This is a genomic window from Aestuariivirga litoralis (genome assembly GCF_015714715.1).
GTDB lineage: Bacteria > Pseudomonadota > Alphaproteobacteria > Rhizobiales > Aestuariivirgaceae > Aestuariivirga > Aestuariivirga litoralis_A.
In genome coordinates, this window is record NZ_WAHS01000002.1 from 746,065 (window position 1) to 761,464 (window position 15,400).

Here is a 15,400-nt window from a genome sequence, read left to right on the forward strand (position 1 = left end):
TGGCATGGCCAATGAAAATCGCCTCAATTTAATTGACGTGTGCCCTTGTCGCAAAAGTCTTCAACTTTTGCGGGGCACGCTTAATAACAGGGTTTAAACATGGCTTCTCTCGACATCATTCAGTTCCCCTGCCGCAGTGACAATTTCGGCGTGATCATCCGTGATCAAGCCACCCGCCAGGTGGCGGCCATTGACGCGCCGGAATTCGAAGCTGTGGACGCCGCGCTGAAAAAGGCGGGCTGGAAATTGAACACCCTGTTCATCACCCACCACCATGCCGATCACGTTGAAGGCAATCTGAAACTTAAAGAATCCTACAATTGTGAAATCATCGGGCCAGAGAAAGAAAAGGCCACCATCCCCGGAATCGACAAGACTCTGCGCGGTGGCGAAAGCATTACCTGGGCCGGCCACAAGATTGATGTGCTGGATTGCCCCGGCCATACGCTGGGCCACATCTCGTTCCATTTCCCTGATGATAAAGTGCTGTTCGCCGCAGACACACTGTTCTCGGTGGGCTGCGGTCGTGTGATCGAAGGCACGATGGAGCAGATGTTCTACTCGGTGACTCAGTTCCTCAAACTGCCGCCCGAAACCCAGCTCTATTGCGGCCATGAATATACGGTGGCCAATTGCGTGTTCGCGCTCACGGTGGACGCCGGCAATGCCGCCCTGCAGGCCCGGCTGAAACAGGCCGACGCGGCGGTGAAAGCCGGCGGCGCCAGCCTGCCGATTACGTTGGGCGAGGAATTCAAAACCAACCCCTATCTGCGTCTAAAGGACAGGGCGATCCGCCAGCATTTGGGGATGGAGAACGCGACGGATCAGGAGGTCTTCACCGAAATCCGCACGCGGAAGAACAACTTCAAGGGCTGATAACTCAGCGCGCCTTGAAGATCATCTCCTTCGAGGCGATCACCGCGCCGAGTGTGATGAACACGCAAGCCAAAGCCACCGACCAGTGGAAAGCCGCAATGCCGGTGGCCACCAGCACGATGGTTGAAAACAGCGGCGAGCAATAGGACAGCGCGCCCAGCACGAAAATATCGCCATGTTTGAGGCCGTAATCCCACACATAAAAGGCCGCCCCGACAGGAAGCAGACCCAAAGCCACAATCGCCGCCCATTGCGAAGCGTGATCAGGCCAGATCGTCTGCTCAAACAGCAGATGCGCGGTCCATGACAGCACTGCGGTAGCGAGGCAAAACCCCGCCACCACATCCGTCGGCACATGGCCGGTGCGCCGCGCCAGCAGGGAATAGCCCGCCCAGATCAGCGGTAGCGGAAACGCCAGATAGTGGCCAAGCTGCAACCCGCCTGAAAAGCCAAACACCTTGCCACGGGTGATTACCAGTGCGGCCCCGGCCAGCCCCAACGCCGTGCCGATAAGGTGATGCAGTTTCAACCGTTCGCCCGGCAGAAAACCGGCCAAAACCACAATCAGCGTCGGCCATAAATAGGCGATCAGGCTGACATCCACAGCTGGCGCGTTCTTCACCGCCGCGAAATACAGCGCGTGATAGCTGAACAACCCGCCGATCCCCAAAGCCCAGATGCGCCAATCCTGCTTCAGTGCCGCAAAGCCATGCGGGCGAAACGGCCAGGTCACCGCACACAACGCGCCGCCAATCAGGAAGGTGATCGACGTCATCTGGAAAGCGGGCATCGCGCCACTTGCTGCCGACAACGCCGCAAGCATCGCCCACATCAGGATGGCGAGAAACCCGATCAGCGTGGCTTGGGTTTTGCTCATGCGGTCTTGGCCGGGAAGAACTGCGCCGCAATGATGCTCAAGGTAACAGCACCCAGAATGATGGCACCGCCCACCAAGGAGGTGAATTCCGGCATCTCACCCACCACTGCCCAGGACCAGAACGGATTGAACACCGCGTCCAGCATCACGATCAAAGATAACGTAACGGCGGGCACTGAGCGCGCACCCCAACCATAGAAAATCAGCGGCACGGCCAGCTGCACCACGCCCATGGCAAACAGCAGCAGCATATGGTCCCGGCCCACGGCGAATACCCCGGCCGGGCCGATAAAAGTGCTGGCCAGCGAAGCGATGATGAAACTGAGAAAACCGCCGGCGCAGATGGTTGTCATCATGTCATGCTCGCGGTAGCGCCGCAAAAACAGCGTCTGGATGGCAAAGGTAAAGGGCACGCCAAAGGCCAGGATCAGCCCCAGTACATTGCCGCTGGCAAAACCATGTTGTGCAATCACCCCCATGCCGCCCAACGCGATCAGGGCCGAGATCCACGACAGGATATGTGGCCGCTCACCGGTCAGCCACGGGCTCAGCATTGCGGTGATCAAGGGTGAAGTGGCGCCGATCACTGAAACGGCTGCGGTGTTCACCAGTGTGAGCGACGTCACGTAAACCGTGGTGCCAAGCGCAAAGGAAAAGGATGAGATCAGAATGGCCGGAAAGGGCAACCGGTCAAATTCATTCAGCAGCTTGCGGCCGTGAATTGCCAACAGCCACACCAAAAGGCTGCAGGCCAGCCAGAGCCCGCGCCAGGCATTGATCTGCCAGCCATTCAGCTCCGGCATCAGCCGCACAAACAGGCCCGAGAGACTCCAGCCCACCGTTGCCAGCACCACGAAGGTAAGCCCGGCCGCCTTGTTCCCCTGCCCTGTCACGTCTCACTCCCGAATCTGGCAGGACCGTAGCAAAGGCACATGAAGTGAAGAAGCGTTAGATGCCTTGCATGTCTTCAAATAATTCTGTCGCAGCAGATACTTTGAGTCATCTCACTTCGGTGCGGAAGCTGCGCGAAAATCTTCCGGCGTGTTCAAATTGGCAAAGGGGTCGCCTGAAGCCGCCGTCCATTCCACTTCCCGCGCCTTGGCCAGCGCCGCCCAATCCATCACCCGGACCAGACCTGATTTCAGTTCAAGGTCCAGTAGTGCCGCAAGATCGCTGGGCCACAGGCCGGTCAGATAATGCGCCTGCCCCTGCGATGCTGCGATGGCCGGAAGCACCGGCTTCAACCGTGCCGCCAGATCAAGCGGCAGAAACGGCCCGTCACACGGCACCGTCAACACCGCGTCGAAGCCCTGTTCAGCGCCACAACTCAATGCCGCATGCAGCCCGGCCAGCGGCGAATGGGTTTCGTAGCGATCCGGAACCACATCAAGTCCGAGAGTTTGGAATCGTGTCGCATCGCCATTGGCATTGATCACCAGCGCATCAACCTGCGCCCCCAGCCGCGCCGCCACTTCCGCAATCAGCGGCCGGCCACGAAATTCCATCAAGGCCTTTTCCTGTCCCATGCGGCTGGACTTGCCCCCGGCAATAATGGCACCGAGGATTTTCATCCGTGCGCGTAGAGCCGCGTGGGCGGCAGGAACAGCCTTGCAGCATCCCCAACTTTCACGTCGCCCTCACGCTCCACCCAGGCGGTTACGCCGCGTTTGTTGGTGGCGGCCTTCACGAAACCCCAGCCCGCTTCGCCATGATGTTGCACGATCACTTTCGTCACCTGGGAACATGGCGCATTTTCCATATCCACCACCAGCGTGGCACCCGATGGAAATTGAATGCGCGTCGATGGCGGCAGCAGGGTCAAATCCGGAATGCCGGAAATCAGCATATTGGCGCCCAACCAAATGGGATCAACCTCGGGAATGCCCAAACGCTCTGCCACTTCCGCCAGCTCGTCGGGCGCCACAATCGTGATCTGCCGCACATTGCGGATTTTGGTGCCGCGCTTGTAGAGCAGCAGCGTGCGGCTGTCGGCCTCGCGCGTGTCTCCCGCATGGCAATCGCCTTCCGGTCCGGACAGTAAAAGATTGAGGCTGTCACGTTCAGGCTTTTCAAAACCATTTTCGCGCGAGGTTTTGGAAAACAGCTTTTCCACCTTGCCTTCAAACCCAACCTTGTGAACCAATACCATCGCTGGCCTCCTGCTAAAGCCTATTCTATATGGCTGCGGATGGATGAAAGCCAAGCCGATTTCACGCTCGATCTGTCAGGCCTGCTTTGCCCGCTGCCGGTGCTCAAAGCGCGCAAGAAGCTTCTGTCCATGCCTGCCGGCCAAGTTCTGCATGTGATCGCCACCGATCCGATGGCCGCCATCGACATGCCGCATTTCTGCACCGAGCAAGGGCACCAGCTGCTGCGTCAGGAGAAATCGCAAACGCGGCTTAATTTCTGGATCAGAAGAGCGCCTTGACCTTTGGTGGAAAGCCCGCCGTCACCGTGCCGTCTTCATATTCAATCAGCGGCCGCCGGATCAGAGATGTATGCGCCGCTGCCAGCTTGGCCGCCTTCTTGTCGTCCAGCCCTTCAGTCTCGGATGGCGGCAGCCCGCGCCAGGTATAGCCGGAGCGGTTGATCATCTTCTCCCAGCCGCCCAGCGCCTTGGCCCATTTTTCAATCTGCGCGGCGGAGGGCTTGTCCACCGAGTAATCAGTAAATTCCACTACCACCTTTTGCGAGCGCACATAGTCCAGCGCCTTCATGGTGGTGTCGCATTTCTTAAGGCCCCAGGCCTTGATCTTTTTCGGCATCATGTCCTCGACAATGAAAGCGTCTTGTCCGTCATGGCATCACCTTGCAGTTGATCAGTGAAGGCAGAAAACAATTCTTCGATCACCTGCTTCGGGATATCGCGCACGATGAAAACCAGACGCGTCTCGGCCTTGCCATCGGGCCAGGATGCCAGGCGCAGCGGCGGGTGAAACACGTGCTGCACAGCGTGCACAGCCAGCGGCTTGTCCGGCTCATCGGCGAGCTTGATGACGCCTTTCATGCGCAGCAGGTTCTCACCATGATGCGCGGCCAGCATGGCAAAGAAAACCTCAAGCCCCTCCGGCGAAATCGCCCGCTCATCACGCAATGAGAAAGACCTGATATGCGCATCATGACGCGACACGTCATGGTGATGGCGATGCACTTTCGACAGCGCCTCGTCATTCAGCCAGGCCTGCACTTGCGGGGTTTTCTTCGCAGCATCAAACAGCCCCATATTGAACAGGCGCTCTGCCGTGGCCTCGCCGCGATGCGTGGCCAGCAGGCGCGCCGTCGGGTTCAGTTTGCGCAGTCGGCCAATGATAGCGAACATCTTGTCTTCGCCTTCAACGCCATGCAGCAGATCAAGCTTGGTGAGTACGATACGATCTGCCACCGCCACTTGTTTGATGGCTTCGGGATGCGCATCCAGCGTAGCCCAGCCATTCACCGCATCGACAACCGTGATCACCCCTTCAAGACGCAACCGATTGAGCAGGAATTCATCACGCACCAGCGCATGCAGAACTGGCGCCGGATCAGCAAGACCGGTGGTCTCAATCACTACGCGGTCAAACGCCTTGATGCTGCCAGCATCGCGCCGCGCCAGCAAATCCGTCAACGTATTGATCAGATCACCGCGAATGGTGCAGCACAGGCAGCCATTGGCCAGCTCGATGATATTCTCGTCGGATTTTTCCACCAGCAGATGGTCAATGCCCACTTCGCCGAATTCATTGATCACCACGCAGGCATTAGCCAGCATGGGGTCTTTCAGCAGACTATTGAGAAGGGACGTTTTGCCCGCACCGAGAAACCCGGTCAGGATGGCGGTGGGGATGGCAGAAGAAACGCTCACGCCACCATCAATTCAATTTCTTGCGGACGCGCTTGGTTTTTCCCGCCGCTTTATCGGGCGCGGGCGGCTTCATGTCTGCACTGTCAGCGCCTTCACCCTCGCCCACTTGATCAGCGGCTGGAACGATTTCCGGCTGGGCAGCAGCGGCCATCTGCAGCAGCATGACGTCTGTCATCACATCGCAGGGCGCCTGTTCGGCTTTGTATTTGCCGCACAGGTCCTGGGCGCGCGGCTGGTCCAGCGCCCACAGCATGGCCGTAAAGCCACCATTGGATGGAAGGGCAATGATGCCTGGTGTTCCACCCGCATCAATGCCTGATGGGCTGATCAGCCGGCCACGCAGCGCCATATCGGCCTTGGTGGCGGTGTCATAAGTGCCGAAGCTCACGCCCCAGCCTTCCAGATGATGGGCGTTCACCGGGGTCACCGGCTGCTTCTGCTTGCACACCGTGGTGGTCATGTCAGCCGGCACGATAGAGCCGTAAGCCAGATCAGGAATGCTGGCCAGCGGCACATGCCCGGGCTTGCCCAGCTCGTTAAAAGCATCATCCAGCAGTGCCTTCGACGCCTTATCGCGCCGCGCACCTGAATGCGCGCCCAGCACAACTGAAACCACCTGCTTGCCGTTGCGCACCACCGATCCCACCAGATTATAGCCTGAGGGGCAGATAAAGCCGGTCTTCATGCCAACGGCATCCGGCATGGTGCGGATCAGGGCGTTGTGGTTGTTGAGCTGGCGCTTGCCCAGCGCCACTGTGGGCTGGGAATAGTAATGCGCATATTCCGGAAACTGGTTGATCAGGCTCGCGGCGATCATGCCGATGTCACGCGCGCTGGAAATATGGCGCGGATCATAGAGCCCGTTCGGATTGGAAAAATGCGTGGCATCCAGACCCATGGCCTGCGCCGTGGCATTCATCTCGCGCGCGAAATTTTCAACCGAGCCATCAGCCCCTTCGGCCAGCACCGTCGCCATGTCATTGGCGGAATAGACCAGCAGGGCCTGCAAGGCCCAATCCACTGTAACTTCCTTGCCGGCGGCGATGCCTGTGTGGCTGGCCGGCTGGGAATGCGCCAGTTCTGAAATGGTCAGTTTCTGCTCAAGCGTCATGCTGCCATTGCGCAATTTCTTGAATATGACAAAGGCCGTCATCAATTTGGTCAGCGAAGCGGGGTACCAGGGCTCGCCCGCGCGGTCTTGCGAGATCACATCGCCAGTGGCCGGATCAAACACCAGAATCGGGCCAGACACATCTTCGGCTTCGGCCGCCATTGAGACACCCATGGGGCCTGCCAACAGCGCCAACATCAAACATGCAATGTGCTTGCGAAACTTCAAAGCCTCAACCCACGCCAAAATCCAATCCCGCCACACCTCCCGCGAAAATGCGGCCATTCTGAGGTTTTGAACGGGCTCGGCCAGTGCCCTTGGATGGGCACCTTCAAATTCCATAAAGCCAACTATCACTAATGCCACCGTCTTCGCAACATTGCCAACACGCATGGCTTGAAGCCCTTGCAATCATGACAATCTCTTCGCAGGATGCGGGCCTTGTATGGACAAGGCTGCCCATGTCGAAGTCTTCAGGAAATCGCATTTCGCTCACGGCAGAACTGGTGGCGCTGGCCGAACGAACCGAGCCCGATCCGGGCCCTGAACCCGGCACTGAGGAATTGAGCGACGACGACTACAGGCTGGCCGCAGAAAAACTGCTGTCCGAATACGCGCCCGCCACATTGCATGTCTTCGCCTATGGTTCGCTGATCTGGAACCCTGTCTTCGACATTTCAACCACGACAGCAGGAACAGCCAACGGCTGGCACCGGGCCTTTTGTTTCACGCTCACCCGCTGGCGCGGCACCCGCGAACTGCCCGGCCTGATGATGGCCCTCGACAAAGGCGGCTCATGCAATGGGCTGGTTTTTGAATTAACCGCCGGAGACGTCAAGCAGCAATTGATCAACCTTCTCGACCGGGAGCTCGATGCCAAGCATCCGACAAATATTGCGAAATGGATTTCTGTCTCCACGCCAAATGGCAAGGTAAAGGCGCTCACCTTCGTTGCCGACAAAACCGGGCCTGCCTATGCCAAGCGTTCGCTGGAACAAGTGGCCGATGTCATTTCACGCGCGGCGGGTCATCTGGGATCAAATGCGATCTATCTTCAACGCACCGTGGAAAAGCTGCATGACCACGGCATCAGGGACCGCAATCTGTGGGCATTGCAGCGAATGGTGGCCGAACACATCATAGCGCGCCACACAAAATAAAAACGCCGGCCACATGGGCCGGCGCATTTTAAATGAGTTGTAATATCAGTGATGGGTGCCGGGCTTGGTGGTCTTCGGCGCCTTGCCATCTTCAACGCGGCCTTCATTGCGAAGATCGCGGCCTTCCTGGGCCTTCTTCTGCGCTGCGGCTGACTTGCCATGTTCGAAGGCTTCTTCCTTGATATAGCCAGCGGCTTCCTTGATTTCGCCTTTAACGCTCATGTTGATTACTCCTGTTTTCGTGGTGCGAACCACCTCTGTTTAACCCGCAGCGCAACGCTTGGTTCCCATGAAAAACGCCCAGACTTTCATCCGGGCGTTTCAGCAAAATGAGTAATTAGCGGCGTGGATTCATCAGCTGGAAGAAGCCGTCATAGATGGCACCTTCATCGCGGTGCTTGCCGCCCACATGCGCGGCCCAATAGGCCGCAGCTGCGCTGACCAGCAAGGTTGCTGCAAGAAGGAAGGCCGCAATCACACTGACTTGCCGCGCGGTTTCAGCCACCTCCGCAGCATTGGCTTTCGCCGTTTCAATATCAGCATAGGCCTTGTTCACCCGCGCCGTGGCATCAGCCTCGCTGACACCGGTTTGGCGGGCCACCGCCTGCGCCAGATAGGTCTTGTCATCATCGGTAGGTGCTGCCAACGCTGACCTTGCGAGAATGGCACTCACTTCGCTGCCAAGGGCCATGCGATCACCCTGCGCCACCGGAGCGGCGCCGGGCGCAGGCCGCAGCAGCGTGTCGGAATAGTATTGCATGGCCGAAGGTGCAGCGCCTGCTGCAGCAGTGGCGGTGGTTTCGACGGCAGTCTTCACCACATTGCCTGCGGATTTGATCGTTGAGGCAGCACCGCTGATTGCCAGCGCCGATCCCAGCAGAACGCAACCTGCCCATACAACAAGGCCATGTGAACCATCGCGCACTTCGGCTTCGTGGGTTGAGGTTGCGGCGGCAGGCCTGCGCAAGCGGCCGGTCAAATAAGCGCCCGCCATGAAGCTTGAAACTTCGACCCACGAGAACCAGATCGCGACCGCAATGCTTGTCCCGATGGCCGCTGATTTCGATGTCACGTCACCGAAGGAAAGGCCAAGCGCTGAACCAAAGGCGAGCAGCACGACAGAAATCGCCGAGGCCAAACCAATACCGGCAAAAACCGCCGGCCAATCCAGATAGGCGCGGGCTTCGATCTTGGGCACACCATTGGTGTCAGGAAAATTTGAGCTGATTGTCATTTTCAATTCCTCGCTTTTTTAACGCAGGCCAAGCACGGACAGGACGGCCATGACGACCACCACCAGTCCCACGAGATAAATTATTCCGTTCATTTGAGTGTCCTCCTGTCGTGAGTTGTTCTCATTCAACGATGAGTGAAAATGCGAGAAGCTACTGTTCAAGGCACAACTCAATGCCGTATTTCCGTCAAAGTTCCACTCTGCTGCGCGGGAGGACGGGGAACTTTGCACACCGCCAAAACTTAACGACAGGAATCTATCATCAGAGGGCACAGCATGTGGTGGAAATTAAATCAGGATCTGTTCGCGGCAAGCTTCGAGGCCCAGCGGGTGATTGCCCTGAGGTTGATGAAAATCAACCAAGGCGGGGCTGCTGCCGAAAAGGAAAGCCAGCGCATGATCTCTGAAAAGATGTCCGCTGCCATGGAAGCCGCCACAACCTTGGCCACCGGCGGTTCATCCGCCAAAGTGCTGCGGCGCTACCGCACGATCATGAAGGCCAACACGGCACGGCTCTCGAAGACGCGCCGCCGGTCAAAATAGATTGGTGCCCTTGGAGGGAATGTCAGGCACTACCCAATGATACTCGTAAAATCAGGCGTTTAGTGAGACGCCACTGCCGAGTCTGTACCACCGATTTGGACCACTTGTGAAGGTGGAGGAATAAAATAGACGCAAATATTTCAAGCGCCCATCAATGACTGTCGCGGACGCTTCACCCCCCGCCTATCGCCTCTCATTTCTCGCCGTTTCCCGTTGTTGTTGGCCAGCTTCAACGGCCTTCTGAATTAGGTCCACGTTCAGTTCGCCATCTAGTGTTCCACTAACGTCCGTGTTGGTGCGATACAAGTCGGCCTTGTCAGGGAAAAAGGTTCCACCTTGGCCGATGGTTTCGAGATGCAAAGGCAATGGTCCTTTTTGATCGCCCCATGTGAGGCGGAGTTTCGCAAGGCCCGTCTTCTTTCCCAGAATGTAATCGTAAGCGACGAGATCAATCCCTCCATTAGTTTTTTCGCCTTCGATCTGGAGCACCGAGTAGATATACGTTTTCGCCAAACCTTCACTTTTGATTTCGCCATCCACCCTGCCGTTGTAGACCTTCAAGCGAAGGAAGATGGGACCGCCAAGAGTAGTTGATGCTTTGAGTTCGTCATCGGTGGCATCAACCCAGCCCTCTACGCTGCTAGTCCAAATCCCAGAGTAGTTGTGATCCAACAGCATCAAGTCCGACACACGCTCTGTGGCTTTGGGGGCCTCTTCCCAGAACGAATTAATTTTCGCAGGCAAGTCTAGCAAGCCGAGAAACACCGACACGAGCCAACCCGATGCAGCCACCAACAATGTTCCAGTCTTGAATTGGCGTGGCGCAGATACCTTACGGGGCCGAGACGGCTTGCGCGTGGGCGGCTTAATAGTCTTAGCCATTTGGTGTGCTCTCCAGTCACTGCCTGAGGGCTATGGCACCTAATGGCAGGTTGCAAGCGTTGCGCTGGCTAAGCACCCCAATGTGTACACAAAGCATACTTTCTGGACAGAGCCTATTGACTGTACTCTTAGCGTACACTAATTAGTTGTCAGTAATTGTCTAAGATGAAAGGGTACAGTCATGGCAATCGTAGGGTACGCGCGGGTCAGTTCCACTGGACAGGACCACGCCACGCAGATCGACAAGCTGAAGGCAGCAGGGGCAACCAAGATTTTCGAGGAGAAGAAGTCCGGATTAGACAAGGCGCGGCCCGTGCTGGCCGAATGCCTACAGTACCTCCGGGATGACGCGGACACCCTAATAGTAACGAAGCTCGACCGTCTCGCGCGTTCGGCCTCGCATCTCCATCAGATTGTAGAGGAGCTTACCGCCAAGGGCGTGGGCTTCAAGGTACTAGACGACGCCGCGCTGGACACCACCACGCGCACGGGGAAGCTGGTGTTCGGCATTCTCGCTAGCATTGCTGAGTTCGAGACGGCTCTGAGGAAAGAGCGCCAACTTGAGGGTATTGCTAAAGCCAAGGCGGAGGGGAGAACCGGGGGACGGCCCGCAATGGTTACAGCAGAGACGCGGGCAGAGATAGCGCGGTTGAACGGTGAAGGAATAAGTATCCGGAAAATCGCCGCGCGTGTGGGGTTCAGCAAAGCCACCGTACAGAAGGAACTGGCCAAACCGACGAAGGAGGCGGAGATATGATCGCGTTGCTCGTCTACCTGATGACGACGAGCGTGGCGTTGGCGTTGTTCCATCTCATTGTATCGTGATGCGGGCGCTAAAATATGGGACGCTCAATCACCGGGGAGCTTTGAAGAACCTGCAGCCAGTGGGCTAGGTCAACAATTTCCAGCCCGCTTGGATCAGTTGCTCGACGGTCGGATTTCGGAAATGGCATCTCTGCAACATCTGTAGAGTTCACCATGCGGGCATCCGCAAGTGCAGCCATATAGAGTCCATGCAGAGCATACCGGAGAGAGCCCCGGAAACATTCGCCCTGCCACTCCGTCAGCGGTGAGCTTTGTACCCGAAGCCCCGCTAGCAAATCCTCAAGCATGCCCTCGACCTGGGCCTTTTCTTCCGCTTTGGTCCTATGCATGTCTCACCCCAATGGAAAATTGTTTGGTGGAAGTGGGTACTCCAGAAATAAGAAACAAGGCCGACTACTGGGTCTTTTTGGATAACGAAGCCTCAAGCGACGTGATGTCGGCTTGCCGGAAGATCATCTGCGGGAAGGTACTCGCGGAAGAAGTCGCGCCAAAAGCGCACCACGATTTCCAGTAGTGTTAACGCAGGCTGCCATCGCAACTCGCCTGCTTCCTCGCCCCAATCAATCAACAGGTATGGTCGTCCATATGGCCCCACCCCATATGGTCCGCTGCCCCATCCCGACACTCTTTCGGTCTGCATTCTTTCCCTCGGTTTGGAGTGTTTGGTCTCGTGCGCCAATGCCTGCACCCCAAAAAAGTAAGGGCACCTTGCCTTGATCCAATGCACAAAAGCCACCCTATCGCTCCCCTCTACAAGCCCCAATCTTGTAAGCAATGCCTCATCTGACTCGATCTCCGCCCACACCCAGTCATGTAGGTGATATGCCATGATGGCGCAGTGCATCGCGCGTCGTGGGGAGTCGGGCTCCTCCATTAAGTCATCGAAGTCTCCGACTACCATTGCGTAAAAGTCTTTGGCTTTTGTGACGCTGAACATTGATATTCAACCCTTCGCATAAAGGAATGTCGTGGCGGTCCCAACACTTGCCTCCATAGCTATTTCTGAGGCAGGCCACCAATGGCCGATCCTAGCTCGGGCGCAAGTGGTCGTTTGTAAATCTCCTTGCTTAACTCCTCAGCCTGCATCCGCGCTGTGCCCCGGTCTGCGAGATCAAGTCGCCCACAGAAGAACTCGAAGTTCGTCTTGTCCGACGCATCAATGTTTCGAGAGCCCGAAGTAAGGATGACAAGCCGCCAAGCACAGCCCAGAGCCGGGGCTACTCTCACCGATCCCCCGCAACCATCACTAAGGCAAAAGGCGACGTTGCGTTGTGCTTGGTAGTCACGCTTGAATGCCAGAGGAAGCCACCTGCTGAACTCCTTCTGCGTGGTCGCGCATTCTTCCTGCTCTCCGCACGTTATATTGAGATAGTCCTCTGCTTCCTCCGCTGACGCGGTGCCCAAGAAGCCTAGGTATAGAATGGTGGCAATGATCGTTGCCCGCATGAGTGCTTCCCTTGAATACCCCGTCCACCCAACTTCTTATGCTGCAAGGCAGAGGTCAAGAGACACGCCTCCGCATCCTGAAAACAAGCCATAGGTCACCAACGAAGCCAGTATGCTCGGGCGACTATCTCCAAGAGGGGAACAGCGATAACCAGCAGCACCCGCACCGACACTCCGATGCAGTAGAGAGTGCGAACATGGCGCAATCCTTCGCCTTGTCCCTCCACATTGAATGAGAAGAGTTTGAAGTTGGCTTTCAATTTGTCACTGGATTTGAGCATGGTGGCCTTTGTGGAATTGGCTAACTGTCCAGAAGGTAGGGCAGACAACAAAACGTCCAATTCGCGAGTACCTTTTTGAACCTTATTATACCTCACCACGCACCTGGCCTTTCTTCATTCGCTAATGTGCCCGGAGCAGAAGGGCAAAACACCGTGTACGCGCGTCCTTTTCCGCGTCGGGCAAAGCGGCCCGCATTGGACTCGGAATGTCCGCAAGGATCATGAGCAATTTACACTGCCTAATTCAGCGTCAACGTATGGCCCGCCAATGGCCCTCGGAAAAGGGGGACGCGCGTCACCTTCCGCCATCGGTGAACGAAAAATCTGAACATTGTTTGACCTCATCTTAACTGCCTGCCTTTCTCCATCCTGCCCTGACAATGTCAGCCCCCCTATCTTGCCGCCATACGGACGAGCGTCCATTTCATCTCTGTTTCATCCCGCTGTCACTCACAGACCTCCGTGCGGGAACCGTAGGACAGGGTAGGTCGGTTCGTTTGCTGTCAACGTATGGCCGATGGCGTGAGTGATGCGCTGTCATTCCCGCAGCATAGACGGTCCCAGACGCCGTCAACGCGATGCGCGAAGCCATCCCACATCGCTACCCATCGGTAGCAATATAGTCCTTGACTAGGAAGAATGCAAGCAGCTATCTCTGCGCCTGTTCCAACCAGAGGGAGACAGCACGAATGACGAAGCAGACAAGACTATCAAAGCGGGAGCGCGATGCGGTGGCGGACGCCGTGGCAGCACTGGCGGTCAACACCGTTGCTATTGCGGCAGGGGACCGTGCGGATGTGCGGTACTGGGCCAAGATCAACCAACTAGCACTCAAGGGTCTGCTGGCGGCGGTCCCGGCCTAGCGAGGCGGCTGGGGGTGCAGGGGGCAGTGCAAACCTGTCCCCCATCACCCACCGATAATACTCCGATAATAGCACTATAATCCTCTTCTCTCGTACCACTATGCTCTGAAATGCGGCCACCGCCGCCACGGGCCTTAGACGCACCTAGGAGGCGATCTCGTGATGGACGCCAGATAGGCTATGGGGAGCAAGAACTGCTGCAAGAGCCCTTCTAAAGCCAGCCAGAGGCCATCGTTGATACCTCCCTTTCTTAGCACAGAGCACCGTTCAGGAACGCCCAATTGTTGGTAACCACAGATGCCACACCTGAACCAAGCCCACAATTGCAAACTAAAGTATTGTAATCGTGCTGCTTTAGGCCATTTGCGCGGTAGCCAAGAAAACACCGGATACCTGACCGTCGAAGACGAATACATTCCTGTGTTTTTGCCTGTCCGGGTAGTCCTGACTACAGGGACACCAAACAAGACAGCGTACGGGTCCTGCACCACGGCCCTTCTAATACACAGCCCCACCCCCGCATTAGCCCCGGCTGTGAGCCATCCACATCAACCGAAAGGAACACCATGACACGAACCTGCAGCGTACCCGGCTGCAACAATCAACCCACCGCGTTCGGCAACCTCTGCCCGCGCCATAAGAAGAACAAGAGCCGCTGGGGCCATGAACTTCAGCAGCCCCTGTCGAGGGGAGAGGCTGCCCGTCTCATCCTCCACTGCCGCAAGCTCATCGACCGCAGGAATAACGCTGAGGCCATCTACGGGAGCCTCAGGGCGATCCGCCTTGCCCTGAAGCGCGATGCTATCGAAACCCTGCAAGGCCGCAGGGCGGGCACCGTGATGACGGAAGGTCCGGCCATTGCCGCTCAAATCCTAGTCGATGTACTTGGCCAGTCGGATGAAGCGGCGGATCAAGCCATGATGCTAGTCGTGAGTCTAGGCTACCTCAGCGCAGACAACGCCTCGCGCTTCCGCTGTGACAATGCTTTGTTCTGTGCCGTTGCCCGCCGCTTCCGAGCAATGGCCAGGACGCAGTTCACTGGGCATATTTCCCCCTCATCGGGCCAGCGACACCATGCCATGAAGGACATGAAGATGAAGCATTCCCTCTACCTTGGCCGTCTACTGATGGCGAGTTTCGGGCCAGCGGGCGCTTTGCTTCAGGAGCAGGAGCAGGAACGGTTACGAGGAGCAGAGGTGCGGAAGAACAATGTATTCCGCGCAATCACGGGGGACACAACGATATGAGCGCCCCGGTACTGGCCTACATTGAAGCGGCCTCGCTCCATCCCGGTATTCCCACGCAGGCGGGATATGGGGTGGTCCTACGGCACAGCGACAAAGAGGTGCAGTTGGAGGCAGGGGCAAGGGAGACTACGCGAGAGGCCCTTCTTGCTCTTGGATTTATCCACACGCTCAGAACCGTGCCTCCAAACATTCCGCTCACCTTGGTTGTCGA

18 protein-coding genes are annotated in these 15,400 nt (G+C 57.2%); 7 read left to right on the plus strand and 11 right to left on the minus strand.

Annotated features, from left to right (window positions below):
* Positions 1–99 precede the first annotated feature (99 nt).
* Positions 100–876, plus strand: coding sequence for a hydroxyacylglutathione hydrolase (gloB, locus tag F8B91_RS15405; RefSeq protein WP_196504730.1), 777 nt, complete (start codon positions 100–102; stop codon positions 874–876).
* 4 nt (positions 877–880) lie between these two features.
* Here the strand turns inward: gloB and yddG are convergent, their stop codons facing one another.
* The 4 genes from yddG to F8B91_RS15425 all read right to left on the minus strand — a co-directional run bounded on the left by yddG (position 881) and on the right by F8B91_RS15425 (position 3,902).
* Positions 881–1,753, minus strand: a complete 873-nt coding sequence (yddG, locus tag F8B91_RS15410) for an aromatic amino acid exporter YddG (protein WP_196504731.1) — start codon at positions 1,751–1,753, stop codon at positions 881–883.
* A complete protein-coding gene (locus F8B91_RS17110) occupies positions 1,750–2,646 on the minus strand; it encodes an EamA family transporter (RefSeq protein ID WP_196504732.1) in 897 nt (298 codons plus the stop codon). Before F8B91_RS17110 ends, yddG begins: the two co-directional genes overlap by 4 nt.
* Before the next feature lie 111 nt (positions 2,647–2,757).
* Positions 2,758–3,324 carry a molybdenum cofactor guanylyltransferase gene (mobA, locus tag F8B91_RS15420; RefSeq protein WP_196504733.1) on the minus strand — a complete coding sequence of 189 codons (567 nt, stop codon included), beginning with the start codon at positions 3,322–3,324 and terminating at the stop codon, positions 2,758–2,760.
* Positions 3,321–3,902, minus strand: a complete 582-nt coding sequence (locus F8B91_RS15425; protein ID WP_196504734.1) for an MOSC domain-containing protein — start codon at positions 3,900–3,902, stop codon at positions 3,321–3,323. The genes mobA and F8B91_RS15425 overlap by 4 nt, the downstream gene beginning before the upstream one ends.
* A gap of 39 nt (positions 3,903–3,941) precedes the next feature.
* Here F8B91_RS15425 and F8B91_RS15430 point away from each other — a divergent pair, with 39 nt between their 5' ends.
* A complete protein-coding gene (locus F8B91_RS15430; protein WP_196504735.1) occupies positions 3,942–4,181 on the plus strand; it encodes a sulfurtransferase TusA family protein in 240 nt (79 codons plus the stop codon).
* On the opposite strand, the gene F8B91_RS15435 is transcribed toward F8B91_RS15430, so the two are convergent.
* The 3 genes from F8B91_RS15435 to F8B91_RS15445 are packed head-to-tail and all read right to left on the minus strand — an operon-like array spanning position 4,165 to position 6,882.
* Positions 4,165–4,521 (minus strand): ArsC/Spx/MgsR family protein, encoded by a 357-nt coding sequence (locus F8B91_RS15435; RefSeq protein WP_196504736.1) that lies wholly within the window; start codon positions 4,519–4,521, stop codon positions 4,165–4,167. The two genes, F8B91_RS15430 and F8B91_RS15435, sit on opposite strands and share 17 nt — an antisense overlap.
* Positions 4,518–5,597: a GTP-binding protein gene (locus F8B91_RS15440; RefSeq protein ID WP_196504737.1), complete on the minus strand. Its 1,080-nt coding sequence runs from the start codon at positions 5,595–5,597 to the stop codon at positions 4,518–4,520. The genes F8B91_RS15435 and F8B91_RS15440 overlap by 4 nt, the downstream gene beginning before the upstream one ends.
* 7 nt (positions 5,598–5,604) lie before the next feature.
* Positions 5,605–6,882: a D-alanyl-D-alanine carboxypeptidase family protein gene (locus F8B91_RS15445; protein ID WP_196504738.1), complete on the minus strand. Its 1,278-nt coding sequence runs from the start codon at positions 6,880–6,882 to the stop codon at positions 5,605–5,607.
* Positions 6,883–7,121: 239 nt separating this feature from the next.
* On the opposite strand from F8B91_RS15445, the gene F8B91_RS15450 reads away from it, so the two are divergent.
* A complete protein-coding gene (locus F8B91_RS15450) occupies positions 7,122–7,868 on the plus strand; it encodes a gamma-glutamylcyclotransferase (protein ID WP_246715288.1) in 747 nt (248 codons plus the stop codon).
* 45 nt (positions 7,869–7,913) lie between these two features.
* Here F8B91_RS15450 and F8B91_RS15455 read toward each other — a convergent pair whose 3' ends face one another.
* Positions 7,914–8,090, minus strand: coding sequence for a hypothetical protein (locus F8B91_RS15455; protein WP_196504739.1), 177 nt, complete (start codon positions 8,088–8,090; stop codon positions 7,914–7,916).
* Between the two features lie 115 nt (positions 8,091–8,205).
* Complete coding sequence (locus F8B91_RS15460; RefSeq protein ID WP_196504740.1) at positions 8,206–9,102, minus strand: hypothetical protein; 897 nt, start codon at positions 9,100–9,102, stop codon at positions 8,206–8,208.
* Between the two features lie 276 nt (positions 9,103–9,378).
* Here F8B91_RS15460 and F8B91_RS15465 point away from each other — a divergent pair, with 276 nt between their 5' ends.
* Complete coding sequence (locus F8B91_RS15465; RefSeq protein WP_196504741.1) at positions 9,379–9,645, plus strand: hypothetical protein; 267 nt, start codon at positions 9,379–9,381, stop codon at positions 9,643–9,645.
* A gap of 183 nt (positions 9,646–9,828) precedes the next feature.
* Here the strand turns inward: F8B91_RS15465 and F8B91_RS15470 are convergent, their stop codons facing one another.
* Positions 9,829–10,527: a hypothetical protein gene (locus F8B91_RS15470; protein WP_196504742.1), complete on the minus strand. Its 699-nt coding sequence runs from the start codon at positions 10,525–10,527 to the stop codon at positions 9,829–9,831.
* Positions 10,528–10,708: 181 nt separating this feature from the next.
* Here F8B91_RS15470 and F8B91_RS15475 point away from each other — a divergent pair, with 181 nt between their 5' ends.
* Positions 10,709–11,284: a recombinase family protein gene (locus F8B91_RS15475; RefSeq protein WP_196504743.1), complete on the plus strand. Its 576-nt coding sequence runs from the start codon at positions 10,709–10,711 to the stop codon at positions 11,282–11,284.
* Positions 11,285–11,773: 489 nt separating this feature from the next.
* On the opposite strand, the gene F8B91_RS15480 is transcribed toward F8B91_RS15475, so the two are convergent.
* Positions 11,774–12,289: a hypothetical protein gene (locus tag F8B91_RS15480; RefSeq protein WP_196504744.1), complete on the minus strand. Its 516-nt coding sequence runs from the start codon at positions 12,287–12,289 to the stop codon at positions 11,774–11,776.
* A gap of 1,479 nt (positions 12,290–13,768) precedes the next feature.
* Between F8B91_RS15480 and F8B91_RS15485 the strand changes: the two genes are divergently transcribed.
* Together F8B91_RS15485 and F8B91_RS15490 are read left to right on the plus strand one after the other, a co-directional pair.
* Entirely contained in the window at positions 13,769–13,942 is a 174-nt protein-coding gene (locus F8B91_RS15485) for a hypothetical protein (protein WP_196504745.1), read from the plus strand.
* Positions 13,943–14,508: 566 nt separating this feature from the next.
* A complete protein-coding gene (locus F8B91_RS15490) occupies positions 14,509–15,189 on the plus strand; it encodes a hypothetical protein (protein ID WP_196504746.1) in 681 nt (226 codons plus the stop codon).
* The last annotated feature ends 211 nt before the right edge of the window (positions 15,190–15,400 follow it).

What these genes read in the sequence shown, in the direction of transcription:
- mobA (WP_196504733.1), bottom strand. Translation starts at nt 3,324, where the DNA reads ATGAAAATCCTCGGTGCCATTATTGCCGGGGGCAAGTCCAGCCGCATG.
- F8B91_RS15445 (WP_196504738.1), bottom strand. Translation starts at nt 6,882, where the DNA reads ATGGGTGTCTCAATGGCGGCCGAAGCCGAAGATGTGTCTGGCCCGATT.
- F8B91_RS15485 (WP_196504745.1), top strand. Translation starts at nt 13,769, where the DNA reads ATGACGAAGCAGACAAGACTATCAAAGCGGGAGCGCGATGCGGTGGCG.
- F8B91_RS15490 (WP_196504746.1), top strand. Translation starts at nt 14,509, where the DNA reads ATGACACGAACCTGCAGCGTACCCGGCTGCAACAATCAACCCACCGCG.
- F8B91_RS15425 (WP_196504734.1), bottom strand. Translation starts at nt 3,902, where the DNA reads ATGGTATTGGTTCACAAGGTTGGGTTTGAAGGCAAGGTGGAAAAGCTG.
- F8B91_RS15450 (WP_246715288.1), top strand. Translation starts at nt 7,122, where the DNA reads ATGACAATCTCTTCGCAGGATGCGGGCCTTGTATGGACAAGGCTGCCC.
- F8B91_RS15430 (WP_196504735.1), top strand. Translation starts at nt 3,942, where the DNA reads ATGGATGAAAGCCAAGCCGATTTCACGCTCGATCTGTCAGGCCTGCTT.
- F8B91_RS15470 (WP_196504742.1), bottom strand. Translation starts at nt 10,527, where the DNA reads ATGGCTAAGACTATTAAGCCGCCCACGCGCAAGCCGTCTCGGCCCCGT.
- yddG (WP_196504731.1), bottom strand. Translation starts at nt 1,753, where the DNA reads ATGAGCAAAACCCAAGCCACGCTGATCGGGTTTCTCGCCATCCTGATG.
- F8B91_RS15435 (WP_196504736.1), bottom strand. Translation starts at nt 4,521, where the DNA reads ATGATGCCGAAAAAGATCAAGGCCTGGGGCCTTAAGAAATGCGACACC.
- F8B91_RS15480 (WP_196504744.1), bottom strand. Translation starts at nt 12,289, where the DNA reads ATGTTCAGCGTCACAAAAGCCAAAGACTTTTACGCAATGGTAGTCGGA.
- F8B91_RS15455 (WP_196504739.1), bottom strand. Translation starts at nt 8,090, where the DNA reads ATGAGCGTTAAAGGCGAAATCAAGGAAGCCGCTGGCTATATCAAGGAA.
- F8B91_RS15460 (WP_196504740.1), bottom strand. Translation starts at nt 9,102, where the DNA reads ATGACAATCAGCTCAAATTTTCCTGACACCAATGGTGTGCCCAAGATC.
- F8B91_RS15465 (WP_196504741.1), top strand. Translation starts at nt 9,379, where the DNA reads ATGTGGTGGAAATTAAATCAGGATCTGTTCGCGGCAAGCTTCGAGGCC.
- gloB (WP_196504730.1), top strand. Translation starts at nt 100, where the DNA reads ATGGCTTCTCTCGACATCATTCAGTTCCCCTGCCGCAGTGACAATTTC.
- F8B91_RS15475 (WP_196504743.1), top strand. Translation starts at nt 10,709, where the DNA reads ATGGCAATCGTAGGGTACGCGCGGGTCAGTTCCACTGGACAGGACCAC.